Origin of the sequence: Methyloglobulus sp., from assembly GCF_040079455.1 — a bacterium.
In the GTDB taxonomy this organism is placed as follows: Bacteria; Pseudomonadota; Gammaproteobacteria; order Methylococcales; family Methylomonadaceae; genus Methyloglobulus.
The window spans coordinates 1-23,360 of the sequence record NZ_JBEBKJ010000024.1 but is presented as its reverse complement, the minus strand read 5'-3'; the positions used below and the strand labels follow the sequence as shown (position 1 = coordinate 23,360).

The window sequence follows — 23,360 nt, the reverse complement described above, 5'->3', positions numbered from 1 at the left end:
ATCGAGCAACCCGATCAGTGAGACCTTTGCAAAGAAATTAAAACTTCCCTTGCCCTATGATCTGCACCGGAAGGTAGCTTTTTAGTGTCCAAGTTGATCCACGCTAATATATCATCCCAAGGAATGGATGCTTGCAGGTCGCGCAGCAACATGTGGTAGCCTTGTTGATAAAATGCGACGGTTTTGCCCTCTCCATCATTACTGAGAAAGCGTTGCAAAAAATCATACGTCGGCTTTTTGGGAATAATCTCATCGTTCTCACCATAGAGAATCAAGGTATTGCCACTTAGTTTATTAGCGCTGTTAAAAGCAACATCCATCAAATTAGTCAACCCGTAGATAGTCTCTACCCGAGTTTTCTTGATTATCAAAGGATCTCGGCCTAATGCCCTGAGCATTTCGATATTATCAGACGCTTTCACGCCCACGCCATCACCGGACAGTGCTAACCAAGGGAAAGTGTGGGCTAAAGTCCATAATAAACTGGTTTGATACCAGGGCATGGTTTGCCTCGCCCACAGCGCAGGGGCAACAAGAATGACACCATCGACTTCCGGCATATTGGCTTCGCCCATTGCGGTAATGATAACGGCTCCACCCATGCTTTCGCCGAGCAAATAAAGAGGTTGGTGGGGATAATTTTGCTTTATCAAATGTACTAATCCACGCAAATCATCGGTATATGCGGAAATTCCAGCCCATGAACCTCGTTTCGGCGCTGCCCCGAAACCGCGTTGGTCATATGCAAAACAAGCAATGCCTTGGTCACTGAAATAAGCGCCTGGGCTATCGAAAAAATTACTGTAGTCGTTAAACCCGTGCAATGCTATTATCACTGCCTTAGCGTCCATTTTAGGTAGCCATTGACGTAGCGGCAGATTAGCTCCGTCCTGAGCGCTATAAAGATTATCGGTGAGATGCGCTGCGTTATTTTTTAAACCCGGGGAATGAATCATAGGCATACAACCACTCAAGGCAACAAACAACAATAAGGCTAGCTTTTTGAACAGTGCTTTCATCGTTTCAAACAAAACATGAAAATTTAGCAAAAAATATTGCTGGGATTTAATACTTACTCGACACCACAGGGGCAATCCCCATCCCTATGACCATCAAAAGGTGGTGAAAGTGCAGCGGCGGGTGTGAAACCGGCGCGCTACGAGTTGCCCGAACAGTACGTACCCACCAATACAGGGGCTGGCAAAAGGCCTGTTCCTACTCAGTATGGGGCAACAATCAGGAATGCATCTTGCTAACAACCTGACTTATAAAATATCATGCCTATGAACAAACTGCAGGTTGAGTGGGGCTTATTACAGCGAACACTTTGTAATTATTTTAAATTGGATTAACTAACCTGTGTTTTATTGATAGTTAGGTAAAGTATTTTTGCCCAAATTAATCATTTTTGCTGAAAGTACCAGGCAAAATCAGGCAGCGTTTCCATCAACACCTTAGCGTCTTTTGCTGGTAAAGGCCCACTTAGCAAACGGCCTTGTATCACGTCACATCCGCTTGTTTTAAGAAACTCTAGTTGCTGTTCTGTCTCAACCTCTTTAGCGATTACCGTTTTACCCATCTCATGCAGCATGGCAATACTATAGGTAATGATTTCAGCGTCAGCAGTATTGTTTGGAAGGTATCGGATGAACGCCGGATCAATCTCTATGATTTGTGCAGGTATGGTCTTCAATAAGGCCAAGACAGAACTATCTGAGCCAAAATTATCTATTGATACAACCGAACCCGCAGCCACTAGTTGTTTAATGATGGAAATAACCAAATCTGGGTTTTTGGCGACTTCACTTTCAGGTACCGAAAACCCCAACCATTCCGGTTTAGCTCCGGTTTCATTAATAATAGCAATAATTTTACTGACCTCAACTGCTTGCTTGATTGTAAGATCGTCAAGGTTAATGGTCATCAGCTTTGGACGTATACCTTGCTTTTCCCAAGCCACCGATTGAAAACTGACTTGTTGGATAATCCAATAAGTCATGACATCAAGCAACCCAATATCCGTTACTAAGCCTACAAAATCATTCGGTAATAATAATCCTAATTGGGGATGCTGCCATCTAATCAGTGCCTCAAACCCAGTAATATCGTAATCTTCCAGATTATGTCTGCTTTGATAGTAAACGGAAAATTGGCTGTGTCGATCAAGCGCATTGATATTTTGCGAACTCGAACCCCTTAACGACAACTTACATTCATCGAGGACAACAACCAAATCATGTTGAAGCCTTAAATTAAGCTCCTCAGCTTCTTGCAAGCTATCGCCAACAAGCGGGGATACTTCTACTAATTGGGATTCACTACCGGATGACAACTTTTGTTGCGCTTCACTGATTAAGGATTCAGGATCACTACCATTGCCAGGATAAACGGCAATTCCCATATTTGCATCGAGGATAATTGACTGCATACCAACAAGGTACGGTACCTGTAGAATTTTTCTTATTTTTTCAACAATCAGTTCAACCTCCTCGGCATCCGTTTCAGGCAGTATCAAAGCGAATTCATTAACATCCAACTGGACCACTGTATCTGTATCGCGCAAAGTAGTTTGAAGCCGTTTGTTTGCTTCAATAAGCACCTCATCTTTAGGCGGCTCTAAATTACCATCGAGAAATCTTAAGCGATCAAACAACAGGTAAATCAGTGCAAAAGATCGTTGGTTTTGATTCGCTTGGTGCATAGCTTGTTGTAAATGTTCCTGCAACAATTGCGGATCACTGGATTCAACGGGTGTTTCTTCCAGATTTGATGACTGTTCAGGAAGCTTTTGCACGGTAATGTCGTGCATAACTCCATCAACGCCGATACAATGCCCCTGGCCATCATAGACGGGCGAATCCATGACCTCCATCCAGTGTATGGCTAGTGCTGCATCATAAATTTCTATCTCATAAGGTTCGTTTGGCTGACCTTGTATGTGCGCATCAAGGTAATCCCCTATGTGGCGATTGATGGGATTATCGGTCAAATAGTCTCGATAATTTGCCATAAAATCAGCTTCAGAGTAACCCAGTAAGCTAGTGACCGAGGGACTCACATAACTAAATCGTCCTTCACAATCCTGTTGATAATAAACATATTCATTGATTGGGTACTCAGATTGTTGCTCTGGTAATTCCGTTGCAAGCGCTTCGTTGCTTATTTCAACAGGAGCCTCTATCGTTAAATGCATGGCATCATTATGCATTGACTGCAAATTTCTGACAGAGGTCATCATTTCATTCTTTACCTTCAGTTGCAGCTTTTTTTGTTTTCGGACAAGCAAAAACCATAACAAAAAAAGTGCCAATATTATCAGATAAGTAATAACTATTTTACCCATTCTCAAGGTATCTGCTGTGGGATCAACCTTTGTTTCTTGAACACTAACCGTAGCAGCGGGTTTCTCCTCAATCTCAACGGGTGTAATGGCCGTGGGCTTGGGGAGAGGCACTATTGTCGGCTGCGGCTTTGGAGTCACTGCTTCAGTTGCCGGTATCGCTTCACCGACCACCCACTTGGCAAAAACTTTCTGAACTTCTGCTTCAGTCAAGGAGTCGAGGCCTTTTTGTAGAATCCCCACCAATATTGGCCAATCTTTGCGAACAGCGATACTTTCATTAGCACTGTTACGATCATAAAAAGCAGCAATTTTGAGATTATTCAATTGATATTTGGCTTGCAAATAATTTGCAGTACCCAAAAAAAGTATGGCAGCATCGACCCGTCCGTTATCAACTTCTTTTAGGCCATCCAACATACTGCTAACTTTGATTCGCTTGGCAGTAGGAAATTCATTGCCGACTTGCTCTCCATATTGGTAGCCCTTGACCACTGTGACTTTTTTATCGCCCAGCTCATCACGATTGTTGATTGCCGTACCGCCCTGCTTGGTGACTATGACCAGAGATTTTGTTAGGTAGGGCTTAGTGAAGCTAAACCATTCAGTACGATCTGGCCGATTGACCATCGTTGCAACCAAGTCAACTTTTCGTCTGGCCGCTGCTCTATACAGAGTATTCCAATTGGAGTCGGGATGGATCGTAAAATTAATACCCAACCGTTGACTCAAAAGTGCCATCAATTCGACTGCAATTCCGTCAATTTTACCCGTGTCATTCACGAAGCTATAGGGCGGCAAACTACCATCGTAAGCAATGCGAATAGTTTTGTGTTTAGCTAACCATTTTTGTTCATCCGGTGTTAATTCTAAAACTGCTTGGGATGAATGATTCTGTACAACGATAGGTTCCTCAAATTCATTTGCATGAGCTGAAATCTGGGGAAAAATCATCGCTAAGAATAGAATAATATAAGACATTACTTTAATGAATGATTGAGGGAATAAGCTACCTTAAAATTAAGCAGATTACGTCCGTTACCGAGAAAAGAAACCTGTTCAATGATTTGTTGTCCGAAAGTTGTGAGCGAGAAAACATTATTAATATTCTAACTGGTTGATTGCGAGCTGCTCGTTCGATTCCGCTCCCGTGTACGCCTCGCTATATAGGATGGAATTATGCCATATCTTCTGCTTATAATAAATTATTGTCCTGATCGACAACTTACCGATCAGCTAGCTATAAAATAACCCAGCTTTTGCTTTTATAAAAACGGTAAGTACTGATTCCTCTATTTTGCCGGTTTCAAGAGTGAGGGTTGCCTCATGCAATAATGCATACACGTCTTAAGCATAACAAGGTACATATATTTATGAAAATTCAATATTTTTTGGGTGGTTTAGCGCTATTTCTCTGCATTTCCAGTGTTGCAGCAGACCTTGATCGCGCCTCTGTAGAGAATCTTCTTGCCGCAACCAACGGCAACAAACCCGCCGATCTACGCCGCAAAAACCTAACCGATCTGGATTTATCGGAACTCGATTTTACCCACGCTGACTTATGGGGTTCCGATTTACGTAGGACAAATCTTAGTAAAAGTAACTTATCCGGCTTAAATCTGGATTTAACGGTCATGACAAAAATCAATCTGTCCGGCGCTAACCTGTCCAATACCAGCATTTTTGGTGTCAGTATGATAGGCGCTAATCTTAGCAATGCCAATCTTACCCACAGCCGGTTTATTGCCAACCTGGATCGCTCCAACCTGAGTCATGCCAATCTTAGCGAGGCTGACTGGGGTGTCGATATGAAAAACCAACCCATGGGTCTGATGCGTGTCAGTTTAAATAATGTTGACTTATCGCACGCAAATTTAACCAATGCTAATCTTAATCGGGCATTATTGCGACATGCCAATCTGAGCAGTAGCATACTACGTGATACCATCTTAGTTAGCGCCGATCTGTCAGGAGCTGATTTTTCGAATGCTGATTTATCTGGCGCGGATTTATCGGGTTGTAATCTGACGGATACCAATTTTAATGGCAGCACATTAACCGGAACTCGTTTTTCAGGTGTCAAAGATAAATCCCTGCTTAAAGGATTGGAAACCAGTAAAGACTTGGGGTCTGCCATATTCGATTGATTCACACCTTAATGAGCCTTTTCTTGCTTCAATGACAGACTAAATTATTACTGCTACGCTCTTGTGTTTAGGAAAAAAACTTGCTGACATTCAATAATGTCTTGTAAATTCCCCAACCCAAGGGCAGTAAAACCGCTAACCAAGCCAATAATACAGTTATAAGACGAGTAGGCTTTGCAATGTTGGTTTCGTTTCCTGTCTGGCCGATATCGACTGTTTCATGTGCAAGGTGTTTTTCTTCAGCCAGCTCGCTGTCTGTCATAAACCATTTATCTGCTACGGGTCGGATAAACAGGTTACACGCTAAGCCAATCATCAACAGACCCGCCAGAATCATCATCGTTTGATTGTAAACCTGCTCACGCGGAATACCTAGAGCAAGTTGATATTCGCGCATGTAATTGACGATTACCGGCCCTAGAATGCCAGCCGTTGCCCATGCCGTAAGCAAACGCCCGTGAATGGCTCCTACCATTTGAGTGCCAAACAAATCAGCCAGATAAGCAGGAACAGTCGCAAAGCCGCCGCCATACATACTTAAGATGATGCAGAACGCGCCCACAAAAAGCAGTGTATTTCCAGTATTAGCGCTTTGAGGAATGCTGAGATATAACAAACTACCCAGCAAAAAAAATACCATGTAGGTGGTTTTACGACCTAGCTTATCAGACAAACTTGCCCATAGAAATCGCCCGCCGATATTGAATAAGCTCAACAAAGCCGTAAATCCAGCGGCAACAGCGGCAATTGCGGCTAATTGGTCTTTATCCAAATCCGCATACAGTTTGCTAATGCCTATAAGCTGACCGCCAAAAACTTCCTGCAACATGGGCGAAGACATACCGATGATGCCAATACCTGCGCTGACGTTCATACATAACACGCCCCACAACAACCAAAACTGCTTAATCTTAAATACATTTTTTACGTGTACGTGTTTTTGGGTAATCATTTTGCTGGCTTTGCTGACCTCAGGAGGATTCCAGCCCACTGGTAGCCAGCCAGTCGTAGGTATGCGATAACCCAGCGCCCCCGCCATCATAAACACAAAATAAACCGTCGCCATCACTATAAGCGTGGGCATAACGCCCACATCGGCATCGCTCTCGAAAAATTTCATCAGTGCCGCCGCTAAGGGCGAGCCTATCATCGCACCGCCACCAAAACCCATAATCGCCATGCCCGTCGCCATACCACGACGGTCTGGAAACCACTTAATCAAGGTCGATACGGGGGAGATATAACCCAAGCCCAAACCGATGCCGCCAATCACGCCAGAACCCAACAACATCATCCAAAATTGGTGATAATAAATTCCCACAGCGGAAAACAACATGCCACCACACCAGCAAAAAGCACTGACAACCGCCGCTTTGCGTGGCCCGACATGCTCGAGCCAGCCGCCCCATAAAGCGGCAGACGAACCCAGGAAGACAAAAAACAACGTGTACATCCAGCCTAAGGTTGATATTTTCCAGTCGCAATGAGTTACCGTCAGCTCCTGTAAAAATCCTATTTCAGAACCGCACTCAATAGATTCTTTAATCCCTACAGCTTTGGAAAGTGGCAACCAGAATACGGAAAAACCATACGCCATGCCTATACACAAATGAATTGCCAGAGCGGCAGGCGGCACCAACCACCGATTAAACCCGGAAGGTGCAATCGTCCGCTCTTTTGCCAGAAAACCTGGACTGTCTCTAACAATATCGGTATTTAAAGGCATTGTGTTCATCCATAGTCAATTATAAGAAGTGCTAAATGCAATTAAGTCGGCTTCGATTATTTTAATTACCTGAGTCAATCCAAATCTCAGCTTATCGGGATAGGTGAGGAGGGGATAGGTTAGATGGTGATTGAGGCGGCGGCACAGACTGCTCCCCTTGCTCATGGTGGTGGTGCGGATGGTGCTGCATCATATTCGGATCATATGAACTATCAGGCGGAAACCCACCATTGTTCCAATAGCGACCGCCACCATAAGGAGGCGCGACTATGATCGGCGGGTTTTGGCGCTGTTGTTCCGCAATCGCCTGTTGCTCTTGCGCTATAACGCTACGTCTTTGTAAGTCCAAGCTTTCTTCCGCCTGTTTCTCTTGCGCTATAATACTACGCCGTTGTAATTCAAGGCTTTCTTGCTTTTCCAATTCTGCTTGCCGTTGTTTTTCTGCTTCCTGTTTTGCCGCATCTTTAGCGGCTAAATCCCCTTGCCAAGCATTTAATTTTGCTCTAGCTTCTTCATCTTTCTGTGGATCCAATACCTTTACTTTCACAACACCCTGCGTCGCTGCTTCAGATGAACACGGCGCAGGCTGATAGATAATTTTACCTTTAGCATTCTTACATTTGAACACTTCTGCATTAGCCGATAAAGACAAAACCATCAACAGAATTGAACTATATTTCCAGTGTTTCATAATTTAATCTCCTTACAATTTGTATAAATAAGCGAGTTCAAAACGATTATTTTGCCTCAGCCTCTTGTTTCCCAGCCATCACCATCCGCGCCAAACGTCGTAAACCATCCGATGAAACTTCCAACCCGAACGGTGCGCCAACGTTTTCCAGCTCGTACATCACATCAAATGCACTAGGTGGTGGAGAAGATAGCGGCGGCACAGACTACTCCCCTCGCTCGTGGTGATGGTGCGGATGGTGCTGCATCATATACGGATCATATGAACTATCAGGCGGAAACCCACCATTGTTCCAATAGCGACCGCCACCATAAGGAGGCGCGACTATGATCGGCGGGTTTTGGCGCTGTTGTTCCGCAATCGCCTGTTTTTCTTGTGCGACAACGCCACGCCTTTGTAACTCTATGCTTTCTTGCTTTTCCAGCTCTGCTTGCCGTTGTTTTTCCGCTTCAAGCTTTGCCGCATCATCTACAGCTTGCTGCCGCTTCCACGCTTCCAATTTTGCTTTAGCCTCCTCGGTTTGCTCTTGGGTCATTTCCTGTACTTTGATAACACCCTGCATTGCCGCCCCAGGCGAGCAAGCAACCGGTTGATAGATAATTTTCCCTGCACCGTTTTTACACTTAAACACTTCAGCATTAGCCGATAAAGACAAAATCATCAACAGAATTGAGCTATATTTCCAGTGTTTCATAATTTAATCTCCTTACAATTTGTATGAATAAGCGAGTTCAAAACGATTATTTCGCCTTAGCCTGTTGTTTCCCAGCCATCACCATCCGCGCCAGGCGTCGTAAGCCGTCCGATGAAATTTCCAACCCGAACGGTGCGCCAACGTTTTCCAGCTCGTACATCACATCAGTGGCAGCGATGAACGTCAAATAACGCAAACCTTCAACTTCGGGCAATTGTTTTGCCAATGTCCGCAGTTGCGGTGCAAGTTTCTGCCAGGTTTGGGTAAAAAATACTCTCACAGGATCGCCGCTTTCTGGGCTTTGCGCTTTCAATCCGGCTTGAAATGCGCTGCGTGATTCCAACAAAATTTCCGTCAAGGTATCGCGCAGTTCTGGCGATTGCGTTTCGCTGGCGGCTTGGTTGATGGCTTTGCTCAAAAACCCATCCCACTCTTGCCAGTTCGCTTGCCACTGTTTTTGTTCCGCTTCGGTAAACGGTGCTTCAGGTTTGGGAGTCACTTTTTTTAAGGGCGCATCAAAAGCCAATTTAATGTTCACGCCTGCATCATTAGCTTCCGCACCACTAAACTTTAAGCTAGACAATATTTTTTTGATTTCACCTGCGTTTTCTTTGGGTAAAAACCCCGTCAAGGTGCGTTCCATATCGCCGCGAGACTTGTTTAAGTCCAGCTTAACTTCAGCCAGTTTTGGTGCAGCCACTTTTAATATCAAATCTTGCAATTGTGCAATCGCTAATTGACGGCCTTCCTTATCGTAAGCATTCGCCTTGGTGACCGGTATACTGAGAACCGACTGGTCTGCGCTAATTGTCGGTTTTTGATACGTTTCCAACGCACCATTCCAAGCCAAAAAGGGAATACACTGCCCAGCAAAAGACTTGCCAAGTTGCGCCTGAACATCATTCATTAGCTTGATTTGTCCACCTTCACCGGAAATTCTGGGATTGTACAATTTTAGAAAACTACAGTTGTGCTTATCATTCCAGACTTCCGCAGCACCGCCCTGCCCTGTGAAAAGCTGGCTGACTACCGCTTTTTTGATTAAGCCGTAATCCAATTGGATAGGTAAACTGTATGGATCAGCAGCACCCGTTTTTGCAATCCCAGCAAGCAGGCCAATCGCCAAAGTTAGAAAATATTTGTTCACGTATTTGCTCCTAATGTTAACGATGCGGATTATTTTTTTGCGCCGCTATCCGGTGTTTGCTTGCCTTGCTTATCTGTATTTTCAACCGTGGCTTGTTCAGGTGATTCAGTCTTCACAATCTCATCAACCGAATGCTTAATTCGGGTAAATTGCTGACCGATAAACAAATCATTGCTTACCGTAGTTACATCACCTAACCAATGCGTGGACTTTAGGCAAGATTCCGAAAAAGGTGGTTCTTTACAAACATCAATCTTGCCGTCTTTCAGCACATTGAAATGCAAGCCGGGCAAAGGCCGCACCCGCATTTCCGGTAAGGGATGGCTGTAATCCAGGATAGTGGTTTCCTTGTCATCCAGCAAATCCAGCAACAGTTTCGGCACTTGATAAAGCGGCAAACTGCCAATCTTTAACGGCCCTTTTTTACCATCAATAATAATCATCGGGGTACTGACATAAAACTTGAACATCGCTGGGGAAAAGTCGCTGCGGTTGGCGGCGAGTACACCCGAATCTACATAACCGGCAAAATTTTCGCCCAAAAACGGCAGGTGATCGCCAAATACCGCGATTATACTGTCGGGGTCACGCTGTCGCATCTGGTCAATAAAAACCATCAACTCCTTTGATTTGTAGTAAGTCGTGTTGGCGTAAGTCTCGACTTCTTCAACTTTAGATTTTGCGGTAATTTTACTTGCCCGCGTTGCGCCCAATGGATAGTTCCAGTGACCGAAATAAGTCACGATATAATCCAGAATCGGCTCTTTCTTATCCAAGGAATCTGAGATTTTTTCCTGTACCTGGCGATACAAAGTGGCATCCGCCATAAATTCGCGGTTCATGTCATCTTGGACAAAATCCGCAATCGACCAGTAAGTCTGAAACCCGATATTCCGGTAGGCGTTGACGCGATTCCAGAACACCGGCACATTCGGGTGCGAAGCAACGGTGCGATAACCTTTTTCGGCGAGGATATGCGGCAGACAAGGCACGGAATTCTTAAGCTGCCGTTCAAATTTAACGTTGTCTTTGGTAACCGGGAATCCACATAGTACTTCAAATTCTGAATTCGCCGTGTAACCGCCAAATACAGGTGGCATTGCTGTTGAATAATCTGTACTTTTCCATAGCTTACGGAATTCTGGTGTCAAGGGATTCTGGTTGTATCCGGCTTTTTTTAAGCGATTAGGGTCCCAGAACGATTCCAACAACACCAAATGGATATTACGTGGGATAAACGTTTTCTCAGCTTCGGCGGGTTTTTCCGCAGGAATAGCCGCCAATAGCTTTTGGGCAGATTCTTGGGCGACATCCATATCCGGTGCGGTGTCTGCCAACGCGAAATAACGCGAACCTTCTTGCAGGGTATACAAGGTTGCACCGTGCCATATGTAATTTGAGCGTTGATCCCACACGGAATTACCGGTATTTTTGTCTATCAGCTCCACAATCATGGCGGGCTTATAAACAACCGTAATGCCTAACAATACAGCCGCCAACGTCGCAAGGTAAGCGCTCCAGTGCCGCATGGTAAAGTTGAACAACAGCAAACTGGCGATACCCGCCAAAGGAATCGCCGCCGCAAAAAAACGCCAGCCCTCCAAAATTAACATGAGTGAGCGCAGGGCAAAAACATCGTCCGGCATGATGGGCCCGCCAAAAAAAGCGATTTTTATGGCATTGCCAATATATAAAATCCCCATCACTAAGGCTTGGATTACCAAAAAAACCGACACCTTCTTCGATAAGGCATAGAGAAAATAAGCGACTAATAGCTGTAGGAAAAAATCCAACGGCACAGCTTGTGGCTTTATCTGCACATCAAACTTAAACGTACTGATTAAGTAAAATAAGCAATAAAACAATGCTGTAGAAGCAAGCGGTATGAGTTTTGATGGCATGGTTTTAGAAGAAAAAGGTCTTGGCTCTAAGACTACACTGGCTAAGATGAATGTGAAGTGAACAAAAGCCACATAGTAGCATAATCTTTTCCTTCAACCCGTTATCGCTTGACCCATGAGGATAGTCGGAGACATCCAGATACTGGAGATGTCCACCCCACAAAATTTATAAATGCTGATATGGTTTTATCATTTCGGCATCTGATGGTTACACCAATTCGAATAAGTTGTTATATGAAATCCCTTCATCCTGAAGCGTCTCCTTTTGGAGAAAGTATCAATGAGAACTTATTGGGATTGGTATATTATTTGATTAACAACATTTCCTAACAGGTTGAACTCTCGCCTTAGGTATCGAAGTGAGCGTTGAATAAACAAGCTAAAGGCCGAGCTACCAAATCAAAAAAGAAAATTAAAATAACAACCCTACCTTTAAGGAACACATAATATCCAATTTGAAAAAAGTTGTTAAAATCGCCGTTGCTACTAGGGCAATTTTTTAATCATGGATCTGGCATTAAAACTTAAAAAATCTCATTGTTGAGACAAAAAATAGTATTAATTACCAGTCATTGTAATTGTTGCAGATCGTTCTTGATTGAATCGAAAAGGAACAAAAAAAGGAAAAGCTGGCTTATAAATTTTATTAGTGTTGATTTTAGCTAACCTTAAACCAATAACCTATGTAGTCAAAAAACAACTTGCTAAAACCACTTTAACTGGAAAAATAACATGCCCTATTTGACTCAACTTCATGATAACCTTGATAAAGCCTCAGACCAACATACAGCACTTACCTCAGTATTTGATGAATTCGCAAATTTCGTTAAAGATTGCATCCAGACACCGTCAATTGCTAACCATAGCATTACCGCTGCATTACACCTTGACCAGGGATTGTTTACGACGACATTTGCCGGTCGAACCGTATCCTTTGTATTCACTTCATCGCTGGAAAATAGCGGAAATCTAATCGGAAACGTAAAATGTTATATCAAGAAAAACTTTCCAGAACCCAAACAGGTTGAATTTGGCGGTTTTACTTTCGACGCAGAAGGCTACACGAATATCAACGTACCAAACTCAAACGAGACAATCCACATTGCAAATGACATCGGCACACTCCTTATGGTGCTCCATTTCATCCATGAGAGCCTTTCTTGAAGGTCATCATAAGCTTACCTAGCGATATCCTTGCTAGGTAAAAATGGCGGTTCAGTACAGCATACGAGAAGGTATTTCTTGGATTGCTGTGCTATCGGTTGATCATTTACGCGTACTTGGCCCAGAGATGGGCACGCCATTACCCATATAGCTTAAAAAATATTCCAGGTTACGGAATTCAACGCTTTGTTCGGCAAAAGGTTCGGCTTTTGTCTGCGTCAAACATTCCGAAAAACGGCGGTGTAAGCCGCCCATTTCACCCCATTTTAAACGATATGTCGGCCAGTTGCTGGTATGCCCCAGTGATGCACTCAGGATTTCCGAACGTAATTTTTTCCCGGCATTTTGTACATGACAGGTGGCGCAGGAAAAATTTAACTGGCCGTGGCGTTGATAATAAAACGCTTTGCCTTGTTCATAAGCGGCCAAGGCGCGTGGGTCGTCTTTAGGGATAGCAATACCGATAGGTTTGTCGCGAGAAGTGAATGCCAGATAGGCCAAGAGGCTAATCATTTCGCCTTTTTCGTAGGGCAGGGTAGGTTCGTGTTGGCTAACCCGACAGTCGTTAATTGCTTTGGCTAAGGTAATCACTTCACCCTGGATTTTGCCCCATTTAGGGTATTCGTTAGCTACAGCCGAACCTTTCGGAAAGCAATCGGCATAATGTTTACCATTTGTGAAAGCGGTCATAAAAAGTTTTTTGCCTTGGTCGATTGCAGTTTCATAAGGCGGAAATTCTTCAATAGCTAACCAGGATTGTTTGGCTATGCTGTCAATTGCGTAAACCCCGTTGGCGTAGTCGGTTAGTTTTAATTGGGGAAAACGCTCTTGGTAATGTTTCCTGAATGCAGCTTGGTCTTGTTCGGGGGCGGCGTATAAGGGAAGGGCAATTAAAAAGCTAATGATGAATGATAGTTTGCCCAGCAAAGGAATACTAATAATTAATCTGGCAAGTTTTTTGGGGTAAGTAAGCATTTGGAAAACAGTGATCAACATATCTGATAAAGCAGTATTAAGTAATTGTATGCTTTTCAGAATCCTTATTCCCCAAGTTATCAACCCAGTCGATGGTGATTTGATCCCCCGGGCTGCCTCCTTTCAGCAGAAATGCAAAGTAAGGATCTTTGGAAATGCCCGCACCCATGTTGCAAATGGCGATGGGTTTGCCATTATGGGTAACGGTCAATACCTGGATGTAATGGGCAGGAATCAGTTTGTTAGTCGTCTTGTCCTTGTTCCTGCCATGCTCCATTGGGTGCGAAATTAAGGTGCGGATTTGGGTGTTGCCGTCCAGCCGTTTGGTACGTATTTTTATACTCGACATGTTAACCCCCGCAGCCGCCGATGGTGACTTTGACTTTTTTCTTGACGCTGTAGCAGACTTTTTCAGTTTCGGCGATTGCGAATACAAATGATGTGCTGGCAAGCTTTAAGCGAGCTGACAGAAAAGGTTCAAGCTCTGGCATTAGCACTGCTTCGATAGCGAGTGGTATGGGGTTTTGTTCGACTACGATGGCAAGGTTTTTGATGTCTTTCAGGCTGCTGGTCACTGTGATTGGGACTAATGCGCCATTTTCCGCAATCTCAGGGATGTTCAGGTCAATTTTATCGGTTTCAACAATGGGTTTGCCTTTAAGCAATTGCTTCATAGTCGCATCAAATGAGCCAGGCTCAAAGTCTGCCGAAAGCCATTCCGCATTTGCCAGGGATGATTTGAACAAGGCTATACCTGCTGCGCTGAATGCAATAGTTGTTATCAGAAATTTTCTACGGCTAGCTTTCATAACCATTCTTCTTATGGGTGTCGAGGGTTCATTTTAACCCCCAAAGATAGTCAACGAGTAGGTCGATTTCATCTTCGCTAAGAATCTTATTTTTTCCAAAAGGCGGCATGCTGGTTTCTGGGTTGTTGTGGGTGGCATCCCAGATTTGTTCGCGCAGTTGTTGTTTATTTTTGAATCGGGATGGTACGTTTTTCAGTGCAGGGCCAATATTGCCAGGAAATTCGCCGTTTTCGATTTCATGGCAGGCCAAGCAATTGCCTTTTTCGCGGCTAAAAGCAATTTGTTTGCCTGCGTCTGATGTTGGTTTTGTTGTTGGCATCGTGGTGGTGCAGGATACAAGCAGCAAAATGGCTAGTTTAAAGATAACTTGCATCGTCAAAGCTCAATCGTCAAATAAATGCTGATAAGCCAATGTTGATTGTTCCGGTTCATAGTCAAATACACCCCCAATAACGGCTAGTAGATCAGCGCCTGCCACCAGCAGTTGACCGCCATTTTCCGGCAGGATTCCGCCGATAGCAACTATCGGAAGATTCAATGCTGCTTTTGCTTGGCGTAAGGTATCAATGTCAGCCGGGGCTGCTAAAGGTTTGGATGACGAGGGAAAGAATCGGCCAAAAGCAACGTAAGTTGCACCTAAAGCTTGAGCGGTCAAAGCCCGTTCGATTGAGTTGTAGCAGGATACGCCGATGATAGCTGTAGTTCCTAAATGTTTTCTGGCTTCAATAATTTCGCCATCGTCTTTGCCAAGATGTACGCCATCGGCTTTTGATATAATCGCAAGCTCTATATCATCATTGATGATAAGCGGCACTTCGCTTTGGTGGCAGATCTTAACCAGCTCACGGGCAACATAAGGTGCATCTACTGGTTTTTTGTCCCGATACTGGATAACGGAAGCCCCTCCACGAATAGCAGCAGCCACCGCTTCAAAAAGAGCATCGACTGATTTAAGCTTATTTGGGTTGTTCTGGGATTGGGTGATGGCATAAAGGCCACGGGCTGGAAATGGCTTCATTCATCATCCACCCAGAAAAAACGGTTAGGATTGTGTTGGCCTTTGCCGGACTGGTAGGCTGCGCTTAATGAATTCCAGGTATATTCCTGAGCTTCGGAAATAGCATCCGATATATCCAAACCTTGCGCCAGTAAAGCCGCTATGCTGGCGGCTAAGGTGCAACCAGAGCCGTGATAACTGTAAGGCAAACGATTCCAGGAATAAGTTTCGACACTACGTCCGCCGTGAAAAAGTTGATTGCTGACTTCTGGTGTTGTTTCATGGGAGCCGGTAATCAATACATACTTACAACCTTTTTCCAGTAGTTTCAAACCGCATTCGGTAAGGTCAGTCAATCCGGTCAGTCTACGGGCTTCCTCGCTGTTGGGTGTCAATACGGTTGTATACGGCAAAAGCAACTCGTTGATCGCGCTGATTAAGCCATCACCCGATAAGTCTGTACCACCACCAGCGGCGAGAACCGGATCGAAAATAACCGGAATGTGAGGATGTTGCTTGAGAATGCGGTGTACTGCCAAGGCAGTATCGGGATGGCCTAGTAAGCCGATTTTGATAACCTTTACAGGGATGTCGGCCAATAAGGTCGTCGCTTGGTTGATAATATTATCGGGAGTTTGGGGAAACAGTTTCTTTACGTTCAGCGTATCTTGTTCTGTCAACGCCGTAATAATGCTAACAGCATGGCAATGATGGCTAACGAATGTTTCAATATCTGCTTGAACACCCGCGCCGCCGCTAGGGTCGTGACCGGAAAATGACAAAATAGCAGGGCGTTTAAGCGTCATCATGACAATGTTGTTAGATTAAGGTGGCAACTTCTAATTACGGGACGACGGCGAGTATGCAGAAGATAAGGCAACAAAGTCGCAGCGTGGCGGTGTGCAAAGAGGATTGGCGTGAGGAAAATAAAAAGGGTACTGCTTTTAAATTCTTCTTCATCGCTATCTTCTCCCTCAAGGGAGAAGATACTCAATCGCTTAACTTAATGGCATTGATCATCCTGATTGTTTTGGTATCACTTCATCGGATATTAAATAAACAAGGAGTGATCCCCATTAGCTTCTTTGTTTTGGCATTAAGGAAACCAATTTTTCGAATAGCAATTTACCAATAGCGAAAATCGACTTCCACTTCATAACGACAAAATAACAGATTAGTCCGAGCAATAGGCCGTAAAAAAACTTAACCGTTGGGGTATCTTGTTGATTAGCCATTGCGCCACCTGCCGAAGGTGCAACGACCGCTTTTTGTACAGCCACCTTGGCAGGTTCAACCTCGGCATTTAAGTCTGGGAGACCCAAGCTGCGCCAAGCATCATAATCTTGCCAGATGGGATACTTGCTCTTCCAGAAGTTTTTGGTGAAATAAGGCGCAAGGCTCATGCCGTGGGAGGCAGGAATGCCCTTATCGTCAACAAAACCTTTATAAACCACTAAGCTGATATCACCGCCTTCACCAACACCATTGGTGGTAAAAGCTTTTTCAACGTGATCATGAAACATCCAGATGCCTTGACCAAAACTGTGTAAGCCGTCGTCAACGCCGCTGAGTTCCAAGTCCATACGCTGCGCCGGCACCATACCGTGGACATCACGAGTGATATAAGAGCTTGGGCCGTTATCGACACCATCATAATGGGTGATGGTAGGTTTATGTCCATGGATATGCATGGCAAGGGATTCGGTATGCCCATTCAGAACCCGTAATTTGACCTTTTCATCCTTGACCATATGAATGAGCGACTCACGTAGGGTATACGGAAAGGAACGTCCATTGAGCATGAAATAATCATCGGTTGCATCGGTGGTGTCATATTCCATGTTCATGTGCTTCGCAATTAGACGTGGATCATTGGCTGATCTTGCGACTACCTCATGCAATTCCTTATCGACGGATTGGTAGTGCAGGTCATATTCCCTGGTGTATTTTTCCAAGACGGCGACTGAAGGATGGCGGACTTGTCCACCGCCGACATTAAAAGTTTGTACCCAGTTGTTAGCCCTGTTTTCCTCAACAACAAAAATTCCCTGCAACCCCATAGGAATGTGGGTATGCGGCTGCACATGGCAGTGGTAATACATCGTTCCGGGCTGGCGAGGCTTGATTACATAGGTTTTACTTTCGCCTGGCATCGTATCCATGTTACTAGTTTGTCCAACGCCATCGTTACCCGTGCCACTATGATCCATAAACGGATGGTCAATGCCGTGCAAGTGAATGGAGTGAGGCAAATAGTGGGTGTTTTCCAAAACAATCCAGACGACATCATCTTGTTCAACTCGAATCACTGGGGATGGCGCCCGTAACAGACGGTTGGCTATCGGCTCATAAAGGCTGCGGGTGGACATATCACGGGTCTTCGGCGCAAATACCCAAAAAGTAGGCTGTATGCCGGGGGCAATGTCAAACGTCGTGATAGGCTCTTTAACGTCAGGTGAATGGCCGTTGATCTCTACGACTTCCAATTTGATGATAATTTTGTCGGGGTCGCCGTCGTGATCCATGTCATCAGACATGGTTATCGCATCTGAAGCCAACTGGGTTGCCATCAGGGTCTCCATGGAAATATTGTTGGTGCCTTTGACAAAAGCCGCTATGTCCTCGGGCACATCAGGGTCACACAAGAGCGATTCCTGGATTTTAACACCGTCGATAACCTGTTCTTTACGTGCTTCTGGCGACATAAAGTTGGAGCAGACATCTTCCACGGGACCTATGTCAACCTTAGCCGAGGGAGGTAAGTCGGTGGCTGCAAAACTCATAGGATGGATAAGCAGCAGAACAATACCCCATAAAGCGGCGAGAAGTTTTTGTTGCATAGGATTGCCTCGGAAAATCATACTATTAAGCTTGGTAATGTCCAAACGGGAAATCGACAAATTGTTTACACGCTATTTTATCCGAATATCAATAATATGAAAGTGCAGACTTGCTTAATATAAGAAGTTGTTTGCTCGCATGATGCGATTATGAACTAAATACAATAGCTGATACGATTTTAGGGCTTTGAAAATGTGATTATTAAACGATAGGTGATTTGAATGCGTTGCGCTTATTCCGTAAGAAAGCCGTTTGTAAAAGTTAAGTTTACGAGCTTTATGTTTCATAAGGTTAACCCTGTTACTAATAGATGTGAGCAGGTCATGTCGGAAATTTTTACAAAAAAATCATTTCCTCATTGGTTTTTTTATAGATAGTTTTGACACAACCCCTTGTCTCGTGTTAAAAATTACCTCGTTGAAAATACTTCGACAACCTACTCACAGAACTTGTTGAGTTGTACCCTCGAAAGAGGGGGATAAAAAAATATTAATAACTATAGAGGATTTTAAAATGGCTGAAGCACAAGAAAAAGATAACACCTGGATATGGGTTGGTTTCGCGATCGCATGTATCATTTTGTTGGTTGTAATGCTGAAGAAAGATGAAACTAAGCATTTACAAAGTGGTGCTGTTGCAGCTAGTAACGCTGAAGTTGATGCTAACTTAACAAAAAAACACTCTCTCTTAGGCGCCAACAACACCGCCAAATAAAGCTTTGAGGTTTAGTGCTGCCCTTCGTCGGTTTTTAACCTGAAGGGCAGTATATTTTTTTGAACCTTGGGAATGAAGTAATTATTAAAATACTAGATATTCTTAAGTTGGCTAGTTTTAGCTTTGAAGCCGACGACTCTCTTCTTCCAATGCCTTTACTCTTTTAATCAATTCAGGCAATTTGCTGATGGCGATTTGTTCTTTGTATGCCGTTTTCTTGTCTTTAGCAGGACTGCCAAAAACCTGAGTGCCAGCCTGGACATCTCCAGCCACTCCTGATCTAGCCAAAACAACTGCGCCTTGCCCGATAGTAACGTGATCGGCAACACCTGAACTACCCGCCAGAATCGCATAATCCTCGATAATACAGGAACCGGAAACACCGGTTAATCCGCACATAATGACATGCTTGCCAACTTTGTTGTTGTGGCCAATTTGCACAAGATTATCTATTTTGCTACCCATGCCTATGACGGTACTGCCCAATGCGCCCCTGTCGATACAGGTATTGGCACCCACTTCAACATTGTCTTCAATCACCACGTTGCCAACTTGAGGTACTTTAATGTGGGCATTGTTCCTGAACTTATAGCCAAAACCATCAGCGCCTATAATCGCTCCGGAATGGATGATAACGTTGTCGCCGATAATGGTATCGTTGTAGATCACCGCATAAGGGTGAATTTGGCAATTTCTACCAATGGTCACATTGCTACCAACGTAAGCACCAGCCAATATCACCGTTTTATCGCCGATAGTTGTGCATTCGCCAATGACAGCGTAAGGGCCAATAAACAGTTCATTACCTAATGTTGCGGTATCGTCGATAATTGCTTGGTTGGCAATCTTGCTGCTATATGCCTTAGCCGGGTGTAATCGTTCGACGGCTTTAATGAAGCTCATTTCCGGATCGGCGCAAATCAACAAGGCCATGTGTTCTGGAATATCGTCAACATGGAAACCTTCTGCCACAAAACAAGCTGTTGCGGTTGAGCCTTTGATATACCGAGCGTATTTTGCGTTAGTAAGTTGCGTGACTTGGCCTTGTTGGGCACTGGTGATGTCTGCCGCAGAATTTATGATAGCAGAGGGGTCGCCACCCTCAATGCGAGCATCACATAAGGCAGCGAGTTCTTTTAGTGTAATTGGCATAGGGTCCTCTGTTGTTATTTTTTCGTAGGTTAGCAAATATCCAGACTAGACTTGGTCTAGTATTCAGGTTTGTTTTTCAGCAAGTGGAATAACAGATTGACAGTCAATGCAATCGGCAAAGGCAGAATACCCAAGGCTAAACCCAATTCAAAACTACCTTTCCCCTTTGCTATGACGCATGGATGCTTGGCTTCTTGGATGTTACCGCCAAGCATCATAGCTGTGCGCTTCGGCAATGGCACATCCGAATCCGGTAATGATACCTGCACTGGGACGTAACGTAATTCACTCATAGAAAGTGCATCCGAGAAATAAGCCATTACACATTCAACCAGTGACCTGACTTACCGCCCTCTTTTTCCAATAGTCGGACAGATTGAATCACCATGCCGCGATCCACACCCTTGCACATATCGTAAATAGTCAGCAGGGCGATTTGGGTGGCGGTCAACGCTTCCATTTCTACGCCCGTCTGTCCGGTGGTTTTGACCGTCGCTTGGCATCGAACCCTGTTATTCTCAAGTTCCGGGGTCAGATCAATCTCGACATGGGTTATAAAAATTGGATGACAAAGCGGGATCAGTTCCGCTGTTTTCTTACAGGCCATAATTCCAGCAATTCGGGCTATGGCAAGGACATCGCCTTTTTTATGCCCCATGTCTGTAATGAGTCTCAGCGTTTCAGGCTGCATCTCAATATAACCTTCAGTGATTGCGATACGCTGGGTAACCGATTTCTCGCTTATATCGACAATATGGGCCTCACCTGCCTGATTAAAATGTGGTGTGTAAGTCATTTATGGGTAGAATTAAGGGTTGGTACAGTTAAGCCATCATTTACTTAGGCGGTTATTGTGTGGTTGAGGGAATGTTTATGTCAATTAAAGTCCGTTATTTTGCAAGTTTGGGTGAACGTGTGGGTCAGACGGAGAGCGATCTTGATTTTGTCCAAGACCTAACGGTAAGGGATGTTTGGCAGCTCGACACATCAGGAAAGCCTTTTCCTGAAAATCTATTGGCAGCAGTCAATATGGAATATGCCGGTCTTGATGTCCAAGTACAAGATGGCGATGAAGTGGCATTCTTTCCACCCGTGACCGGAGGTTGAGGTGAAGGTTAAGATTTGTCCAGAAGCATTCAATCCCTGGCAAGAAATACAAGATTATCAAGCCAACTTAACAGAAGGCTCACCTAAGTTTGGCGCAACCAGCATTTTCATCGGTACTATGCGGGATTACAACGAAGGTGTAACTGTGCAAAGTATGGCTTTGGATTACTACCCTGGCATGACGGAAAAGCAATTGGAGAAAATTCTTACGGATGCGGGGGAATATTGGCAAATCATTGATGCTTACATCGTCCACCGAGTGGGGGAAATTCAGCCTGATGAGACGATAGTTTTGGTTGCAGTTTGGACATCACATCGTGGCGATGCATTCGATGCTAATCGGGCTATCATGGAAGCCTTGAAATCGACCGCACCGTTTTGGAAAAAAGAGGTATTGACTACAGGTCAAACGCGTTGGGTGGAAAAGAATACCGATGGTTACCAAAAAATGTGATCAGAGCCTCCGCAGCAAGGCAGTAAAAATAAGAATCATCTTTGACATAACTCGACTTTCATACATAGGAACCCTCTAAAAACTCCCTCTCCCTCAGGGATACCTACATGGATGTAGATAGTAGAGCAACGCAGGAGCAGTTGCCGAGGGGGCTAGGGTGAGGGTTGTAAATGATTGATTATAAATCCATCATCCCGACCTTCTCCCTGAGGGAAAAGGAGGTTTTTGAATTCTTAGAGATCCCCTATAAGCAATCACCACCAACCCACAAGAGAATCCGAATGCAAGGACATTTACGAAAAATGCGTGTCAAGCTGGACAAGCCAGTGCAGTACGAATTGCTGTTAAGCGATCAGGCTATCCCGTTGAATCCCGTAATCGGCAAGTCTATCAAGCTGACTTACACTGGCAAAATCTTTTGTGTCCATTGCGGACGATCCACGAAAAAAAGTTTTAATCAAGGCTATTGCTATCCCTGCTTTATTTCGCTAGCACAATGCGATATGTGTATCATGAAGCCGGAGACTTGCCATTACGCCGCCGGAACCTGCCGCGAACCAGCTTGGGGTGAGGCGTTTTGCATGCAAACCCATTACGTTTATTTGGCGAACTCCACTGGCATCAAAGTCGGCATTACCCGTGAGAACCAGATTCCAACCCGTTGGATAGACCAGGGCGCAGTGCAGGCTTTGCCCATTTTTAAAGTGCAATCTCGTTATATTTCGGGCTTGGTTGAAGTCGCCATCGCCAAACACATCAGCGATAAAACTAGTTGGCAACAAATGCTGAAAAATAATGTTGAAACACTTGATTTGGTCGCAAAGCGGGATGAATTGATGGCAACTTGCAAAACTGAATTAGCCGACATTACCCAACGCTTTGGGGCGCAAGCCATTGAATGCTTGCCTGATGAACAATCAGTTGATATTCATTATCCCGTCAATCGTTATCCCGATAAGGTCAAATCCTTCAATTTGGATACTAACCCAGAAGTATCAGGCATTCTGGAAGGCATTAAAGGGCAGTATTTGTTGTTGGATACCGGGGTGATTAATCTCCGTAAATATTCTGGGTATGAGCTTGAATTTTCTGCGCTTGATAAGGTTGATGAATTGTTGCGATGAGTAGCCTGGAAAAGCTTGCAGAATCCAGGGTTTCATGGCTTCGATGTACCGTATTACGTTGCACTTCATACGGGCTACCTTGCTATCAGGACGGTAGCTTGGCTATTTTTCACGGGCCACGTAAGTTGGCGACGTATGATACCGAAGGGGCGGCGTAAATCCGCTTCGCATCGGCCGTTTCCAGGCAGGACAAAAAAAGCGGACAATTAATTAGCGACTAAACCGGACATTTCTATTTACTCCCAACAAAGCCTCAACATTTGCTTGTGGTTGTAAAGTTTGAGAGTGTTTACGTAAAGATACATATATATTTCCGTTGGTACTCTAGGAAGGTAGTTGAATTAGTCAGGGCTACCCACAGCTTGATGGAAGCATTG

The 23,360-nt window shown here is 44.5% G+C and carries 25 protein-coding genes; 7 read left to right on the top strand and 18 right to left on the bottom strand.

The annotated features are described in order from the left end of the window. Nucleotides 1-14: 14 nt before the first annotated feature. The gene (locus tag ABL924_RS07390) at nucleotides 15-1,019 is read right to left on the bottom strand and encodes a lysophospholipase (protein ID WP_349026436.1); all 1,005 of its coding nucleotides are present in this window, start codon (nucleotides 1,017-1,019) and stop codon (nucleotides 15-17) included. Nucleotides 1,020-1,402: 383 nt separating this feature from the next. After that, nucleotides 1,403-4,321, bottom strand: a complete 2,919-nt coding sequence (locus ABL924_RS07385) for an EAL domain-containing protein (protein WP_349026435.1) — start codon at nucleotides 4,319-4,321, stop codon at nucleotides 1,403-1,405. 392 nt (nucleotides 4,322-4,713) lie between these two features. On the opposite strand from ABL924_RS07385, the gene ABL924_RS07380 reads away from it, so the two are divergent. Beyond that, nucleotides 4,714-5,487: a pentapeptide repeat-containing protein gene (locus ABL924_RS07380; protein ID WP_349026434.1), complete on the top strand. Its 774-nt coding sequence runs from the start codon at nucleotides 4,714-4,716 to the stop codon at nucleotides 5,485-5,487. 67 nt (nucleotides 5,488-5,554) lie between these two features. Here ABL924_RS07380 and ABL924_RS07375 read toward each other — a convergent pair whose 3' ends face one another. The 6 genes from ABL924_RS07375 to ABL924_RS07350 form a co-directional block, all read right to left on the bottom strand. Then, nucleotides 5,555-7,213, bottom strand: a complete 1,659-nt coding sequence (locus tag ABL924_RS07375; protein WP_349026433.1) for an OFA family MFS transporter — start codon at nucleotides 7,211-7,213, stop codon at nucleotides 5,555-5,557. 91 nt (nucleotides 7,214-7,304) lie between these two features. Beyond that, nucleotides 7,305-7,904, bottom strand: coding sequence for a DUF4124 domain-containing protein (locus ABL924_RS07370; RefSeq protein ID WP_349026432.1), 600 nt, complete (start codon nucleotides 7,902-7,904; stop codon nucleotides 7,305-7,307). Between the two features lie 46 nt (nucleotides 7,905-7,950). Next, nucleotides 7,951-8,106, bottom strand: coding sequence for a hypothetical protein (locus ABL924_RS07365; RefSeq protein WP_349026431.1), 156 nt, complete (start codon nucleotides 8,104-8,106; stop codon nucleotides 7,951-7,953). Between the two features lie 3 nt (nucleotides 8,107-8,109). Continuing rightward, nucleotides 8,110-8,598 (bottom strand): hypothetical protein, encoded by a 489-nt coding sequence (locus tag ABL924_RS07360; RefSeq protein ID WP_349026430.1) that lies wholly within the window; start codon nucleotides 8,596-8,598, stop codon nucleotides 8,110-8,112. 46 nt (nucleotides 8,599-8,644) lie between these two features. After that, entirely contained in the window at nucleotides 8,645-9,745 is a 1,101-nt protein-coding gene (locus ABL924_RS07355; protein ID WP_349026429.1) for a hypothetical protein, read from the bottom strand. A 29-nt stretch (nucleotides 9,746-9,774) separates the two neighbouring features. Further along, a complete protein-coding gene (locus ABL924_RS07350; protein ID WP_349026428.1) occupies nucleotides 9,775-11,646 on the bottom strand; it encodes an LTA synthase family protein in 1,872 nt (623 codons plus the stop codon). Between the two features lie 732 nt (nucleotides 11,647-12,378). Between ABL924_RS07350 and ABL924_RS07345 the strand changes: the two genes are divergently transcribed. After that, the gene (locus tag ABL924_RS07345; protein WP_349026427.1) at nucleotides 12,379-12,810 is read left to right on the top strand and encodes a hypothetical protein; all 432 of its coding nucleotides are present in this window, start codon (nucleotides 12,379-12,381) and stop codon (nucleotides 12,808-12,810) included. A 102-nt stretch (nucleotides 12,811-12,912) separates the two neighbouring features. Here ABL924_RS07345 and soxA read toward each other — a convergent pair whose 3' ends face one another. The 7 genes from soxA to ABL924_RS07310 form a co-directional block, all read right to left on the bottom strand. Then, nucleotides 12,913-13,806: a sulfur oxidation c-type cytochrome SoxA gene (gene soxA / locus ABL924_RS07340; protein WP_349026426.1), complete on the bottom strand. Its 894-nt coding sequence runs from the start codon at nucleotides 13,804-13,806 to the stop codon at nucleotides 12,913-12,915. Nucleotides 13,807-13,822: 16 nt separating this feature from the next. Then, on the bottom strand, nucleotides 13,823-14,134 hold the full coding sequence (gene soxZ / locus ABL924_RS07335) for a thiosulfate oxidation carrier complex protein SoxZ (RefSeq protein WP_349026425.1): 312 nt from the start codon (nucleotides 14,132-14,134) through the stop codon (nucleotides 13,823-13,825). A 1-nt stretch (nucleotide 14,135) separates the two neighbouring features. Next, the gene (gene soxY, locus ABL924_RS07330) at nucleotides 14,136-14,594 is read right to left on the bottom strand and encodes a thiosulfate oxidation carrier protein SoxY (RefSeq protein WP_349026424.1); all 459 of its coding nucleotides are present in this window, start codon (nucleotides 14,592-14,594) and stop codon (nucleotides 14,136-14,138) included. Nucleotides 14,595-14,622: 28 nt separating this feature from the next. Next, nucleotides 14,623-14,913 carry a sulfur oxidation c-type cytochrome SoxX gene (soxX, locus tag ABL924_RS07325; RefSeq protein WP_349026423.1) on the bottom strand — a complete coding sequence of 97 codons (291 nt, stop codon included), beginning with the start codon at nucleotides 14,911-14,913 and terminating at the stop codon, nucleotides 14,623-14,625. 63 nt (nucleotides 14,914-14,976) lie between these two features. Next, on the bottom strand, nucleotides 14,977-15,612 hold the full coding sequence (thiE, locus tag ABL924_RS07320; RefSeq protein WP_349026422.1) for a thiamine phosphate synthase: 636 nt from the start codon (nucleotides 15,610-15,612) through the stop codon (nucleotides 14,977-14,979). After that, entirely contained in the window at nucleotides 15,609-16,397 is a 789-nt protein-coding gene (locus ABL924_RS07315) for a hydroxymethylpyrimidine/phosphomethylpyrimidine kinase (RefSeq protein ID WP_349026457.1), read from the bottom strand. Before ABL924_RS07315 ends, thiE begins: the two co-directional genes overlap by 4 nt. Nucleotides 16,398-16,667: 270 nt before the next feature. After that, the gene (locus tag ABL924_RS07310) at nucleotides 16,668-18,431 is read right to left on the bottom strand and encodes a multicopper oxidase domain-containing protein (protein ID WP_349026421.1); all 1,764 of its coding nucleotides are present in this window, start codon (nucleotides 18,429-18,431) and stop codon (nucleotides 16,668-16,670) included. 514 nt (nucleotides 18,432-18,945) lie between these two features. Between ABL924_RS07310 and ABL924_RS07305 the strand changes: the two genes are divergently transcribed. Continuing rightward, nucleotides 18,946-19,146, top strand: coding sequence for a hypothetical protein (locus ABL924_RS07305; protein WP_349026420.1), 201 nt, complete (start codon nucleotides 18,946-18,948; stop codon nucleotides 19,144-19,146). A gap of 117 nt (nucleotides 19,147-19,263) precedes the next feature. Here ABL924_RS07305 and lpxD read toward each other — a convergent pair whose 3' ends face one another. Genes lpxD through moaC form a run of 3 tightly spaced genes read right to left on the bottom strand, consistent with a single transcriptional unit; the run spans nucleotide 19,264 to nucleotide 21,094 of the window. Then, the gene (gene lpxD, locus ABL924_RS07300; protein WP_349026419.1) at nucleotides 19,264-20,298 is read right to left on the bottom strand and encodes a UDP-3-O-(3-hydroxymyristoyl)glucosamine N-acyltransferase; all 1,035 of its coding nucleotides are present in this window, start codon (nucleotides 20,296-20,298) and stop codon (nucleotides 19,264-19,266) included. A gap of 56 nt (nucleotides 20,299-20,354) precedes the next feature. After that, nucleotides 20,355-20,591 (bottom strand): hypothetical protein, encoded by a 237-nt coding sequence (locus tag ABL924_RS07295; protein ID WP_349026418.1) that lies wholly within the window; start codon nucleotides 20,589-20,591, stop codon nucleotides 20,355-20,357. 26 nt (nucleotides 20,592-20,617) lie between these two features. Then, entirely contained in the window at nucleotides 20,618-21,094 is a 477-nt protein-coding gene (gene moaC, locus ABL924_RS07290; RefSeq protein WP_349026417.1) for a cyclic pyranopterin monophosphate synthase MoaC, read from the bottom strand. Nucleotides 21,095-21,171: 77 nt separating this feature from the next. On the opposite strand from moaC, the gene ABL924_RS07285 reads away from it, so the two are divergent. The 4 genes from ABL924_RS07285 to ABL924_RS07270 all read left to right on the top strand — a co-directional run bounded on the left by ABL924_RS07285 (nucleotide 21,172) and on the right by ABL924_RS07270 (nucleotide 23,141). Continuing rightward, nucleotides 21,172-21,405, top strand: coding sequence for a MoaD/ThiS family protein (locus tag ABL924_RS07285; protein ID WP_349026416.1), 234 nt, complete (start codon nucleotides 21,172-21,174; stop codon nucleotides 21,403-21,405). Nucleotide 21,406: 1 nt separating this feature from the next. Continuing rightward, nucleotides 21,407-21,859 (top strand): molybdenum cofactor biosynthesis protein MoaE, encoded by a 453-nt coding sequence (locus ABL924_RS07280; protein ID WP_349026415.1) that lies wholly within the window; start codon nucleotides 21,407-21,409, stop codon nucleotides 21,857-21,859. Nucleotides 21,860-22,140: 281 nt separating this feature from the next. Beyond that, the gene (locus tag ABL924_RS07275) at nucleotides 22,141-22,983 is read left to right on the top strand and encodes a DUF2797 domain-containing protein (RefSeq protein WP_349026414.1); all 843 of its coding nucleotides are present in this window, start codon (nucleotides 22,141-22,143) and stop codon (nucleotides 22,981-22,983) included. Continuing rightward, nucleotides 22,980-23,141: a hypothetical protein gene (locus ABL924_RS07270; protein ID WP_349026413.1), complete on the top strand. Its 162-nt coding sequence runs from the start codon at nucleotides 22,980-22,982 to the stop codon at nucleotides 23,139-23,141. Before ABL924_RS07275 ends, ABL924_RS07270 begins: the two co-directional genes overlap by 4 nt. The last annotated feature ends 219 nt before the right edge of the window (nucleotides 23,142-23,360 follow it).

Coding starts and splice junctions, on each gene's coding strand:
- ABL924_RS07390 (WP_349026436.1), bottom strand. CDS start 1,019: ATGAAAGCACTGTTCAAAAAGCTAGCCTTATTGTTGTTTGTTGCCTTG.
- ABL924_RS07385 (WP_349026435.1), bottom strand. CDS start 4,321: ATGTCTTATATTATTCTATTCTTAGCGATGATTTTTCCCCAGATTTCA.
- ABL924_RS07380 (WP_349026434.1), top strand. CDS start 4,714: ATGAAAATTCAATATTTTTTGGGTGGTTTAGCGCTATTTCTCTGCATT.
- ABL924_RS07375 (WP_349026433.1), bottom strand. CDS start 7,213: ATGCCTTTAAATACCGATATTGTTAGAGACAGTCCAGGTTTTCTGGCA.
- ABL924_RS07370 (WP_349026432.1), bottom strand. CDS start 7,904: ATGAAACACTGGAAATATAGTTCAATTCTGTTGATGGTTTTGTCTTTA.
- ABL924_RS07360 (WP_349026430.1), bottom strand. CDS start 8,598: ATGAAACACTGGAAATATAGCTCAATTCTGTTGATGATTTTGTCTTTA.
- ABL924_RS07350 (WP_349026428.1), bottom strand. CDS start 11,646: ATGCCATCAAAACTCATACCGCTTGCTTCTACAGCATTGTTTTATTGC.
- ABL924_RS07345 (WP_349026427.1), top strand. CDS start 12,379: ATGCCCTATTTGACTCAACTTCATGATAACCTTGATAAAGCCTCAGAC.
- soxA (WP_349026426.1), bottom strand. CDS start 13,806: ATGTTGATCACTGTTTTCCAAATGCTTACTTACCCCAAAAAACTTGCC.
- soxZ (WP_349026425.1), bottom strand. CDS start 14,134: ATGTCGAGTATAAAAATACGTACCAAACGGCTGGACGGCAACACCCAA.
- soxY (WP_349026424.1), bottom strand. CDS start 14,594: ATGAAAGCTAGCCGTAGAAAATTTCTGATAACAACTATTGCATTCAGC.
- soxX (WP_349026423.1), bottom strand. CDS start 14,913: ATGCCAACAACAAAACCAACATCAGACGCAGGCAAACAAATTGCTTTT.
- thiE (WP_349026422.1), bottom strand. CDS start 15,612: ATGAAGCCATTTCCAGCCCGTGGCCTTTATGCCATCACCCAATCCCAG.
- ABL924_RS07315 (WP_349026457.1), bottom strand. CDS start 16,397: ATGACGCTTAAACGCCCTGCTATTTTGTCATTTTCCGGTCACGACCCT.
- ABL924_RS07310 (WP_349026421.1), bottom strand. CDS start 18,431: ATGCAACAAAAACTTCTCGCCGCTTTATGGGGTATTGTTCTGCTGCTT.
- ABL924_RS07305 (WP_349026420.1), top strand. CDS start 18,946: ATGGCTGAAGCACAAGAAAAAGATAACACCTGGATATGGGTTGGTTTC.
- lpxD (WP_349026419.1), bottom strand. CDS start 20,298: ATGCCAATTACACTAAAAGAACTCGCTGCCTTATGTGATGCTCGCATT.
- ABL924_RS07295 (WP_349026418.1), bottom strand. CDS start 20,591: ATGAGTGAATTACGTTACGTCCCAGTGCAGGTATCATTACCGGATTCG.
- moaC (WP_349026417.1), bottom strand. CDS start 21,094: ATGACTTACACACCACATTTTAATCAGGCAGGTGAGGCCCATATTGTC.
- ABL924_RS07285 (WP_349026416.1), top strand. CDS start 21,172: ATGTCAATTAAAGTCCGTTATTTTGCAAGTTTGGGTGAACGTGTGGGT.
- ABL924_RS07275 (WP_349026414.1), top strand. CDS start 22,141: ATGCAAGGACATTTACGAAAAATGCGTGTCAAGCTGGACAAGCCAGTG.
- ABL924_RS07270 (WP_349026413.1), top strand. CDS start 22,980: ATGAGTAGCCTGGAAAAGCTTGCAGAATCCAGGGTTTCATGGCTTCGA.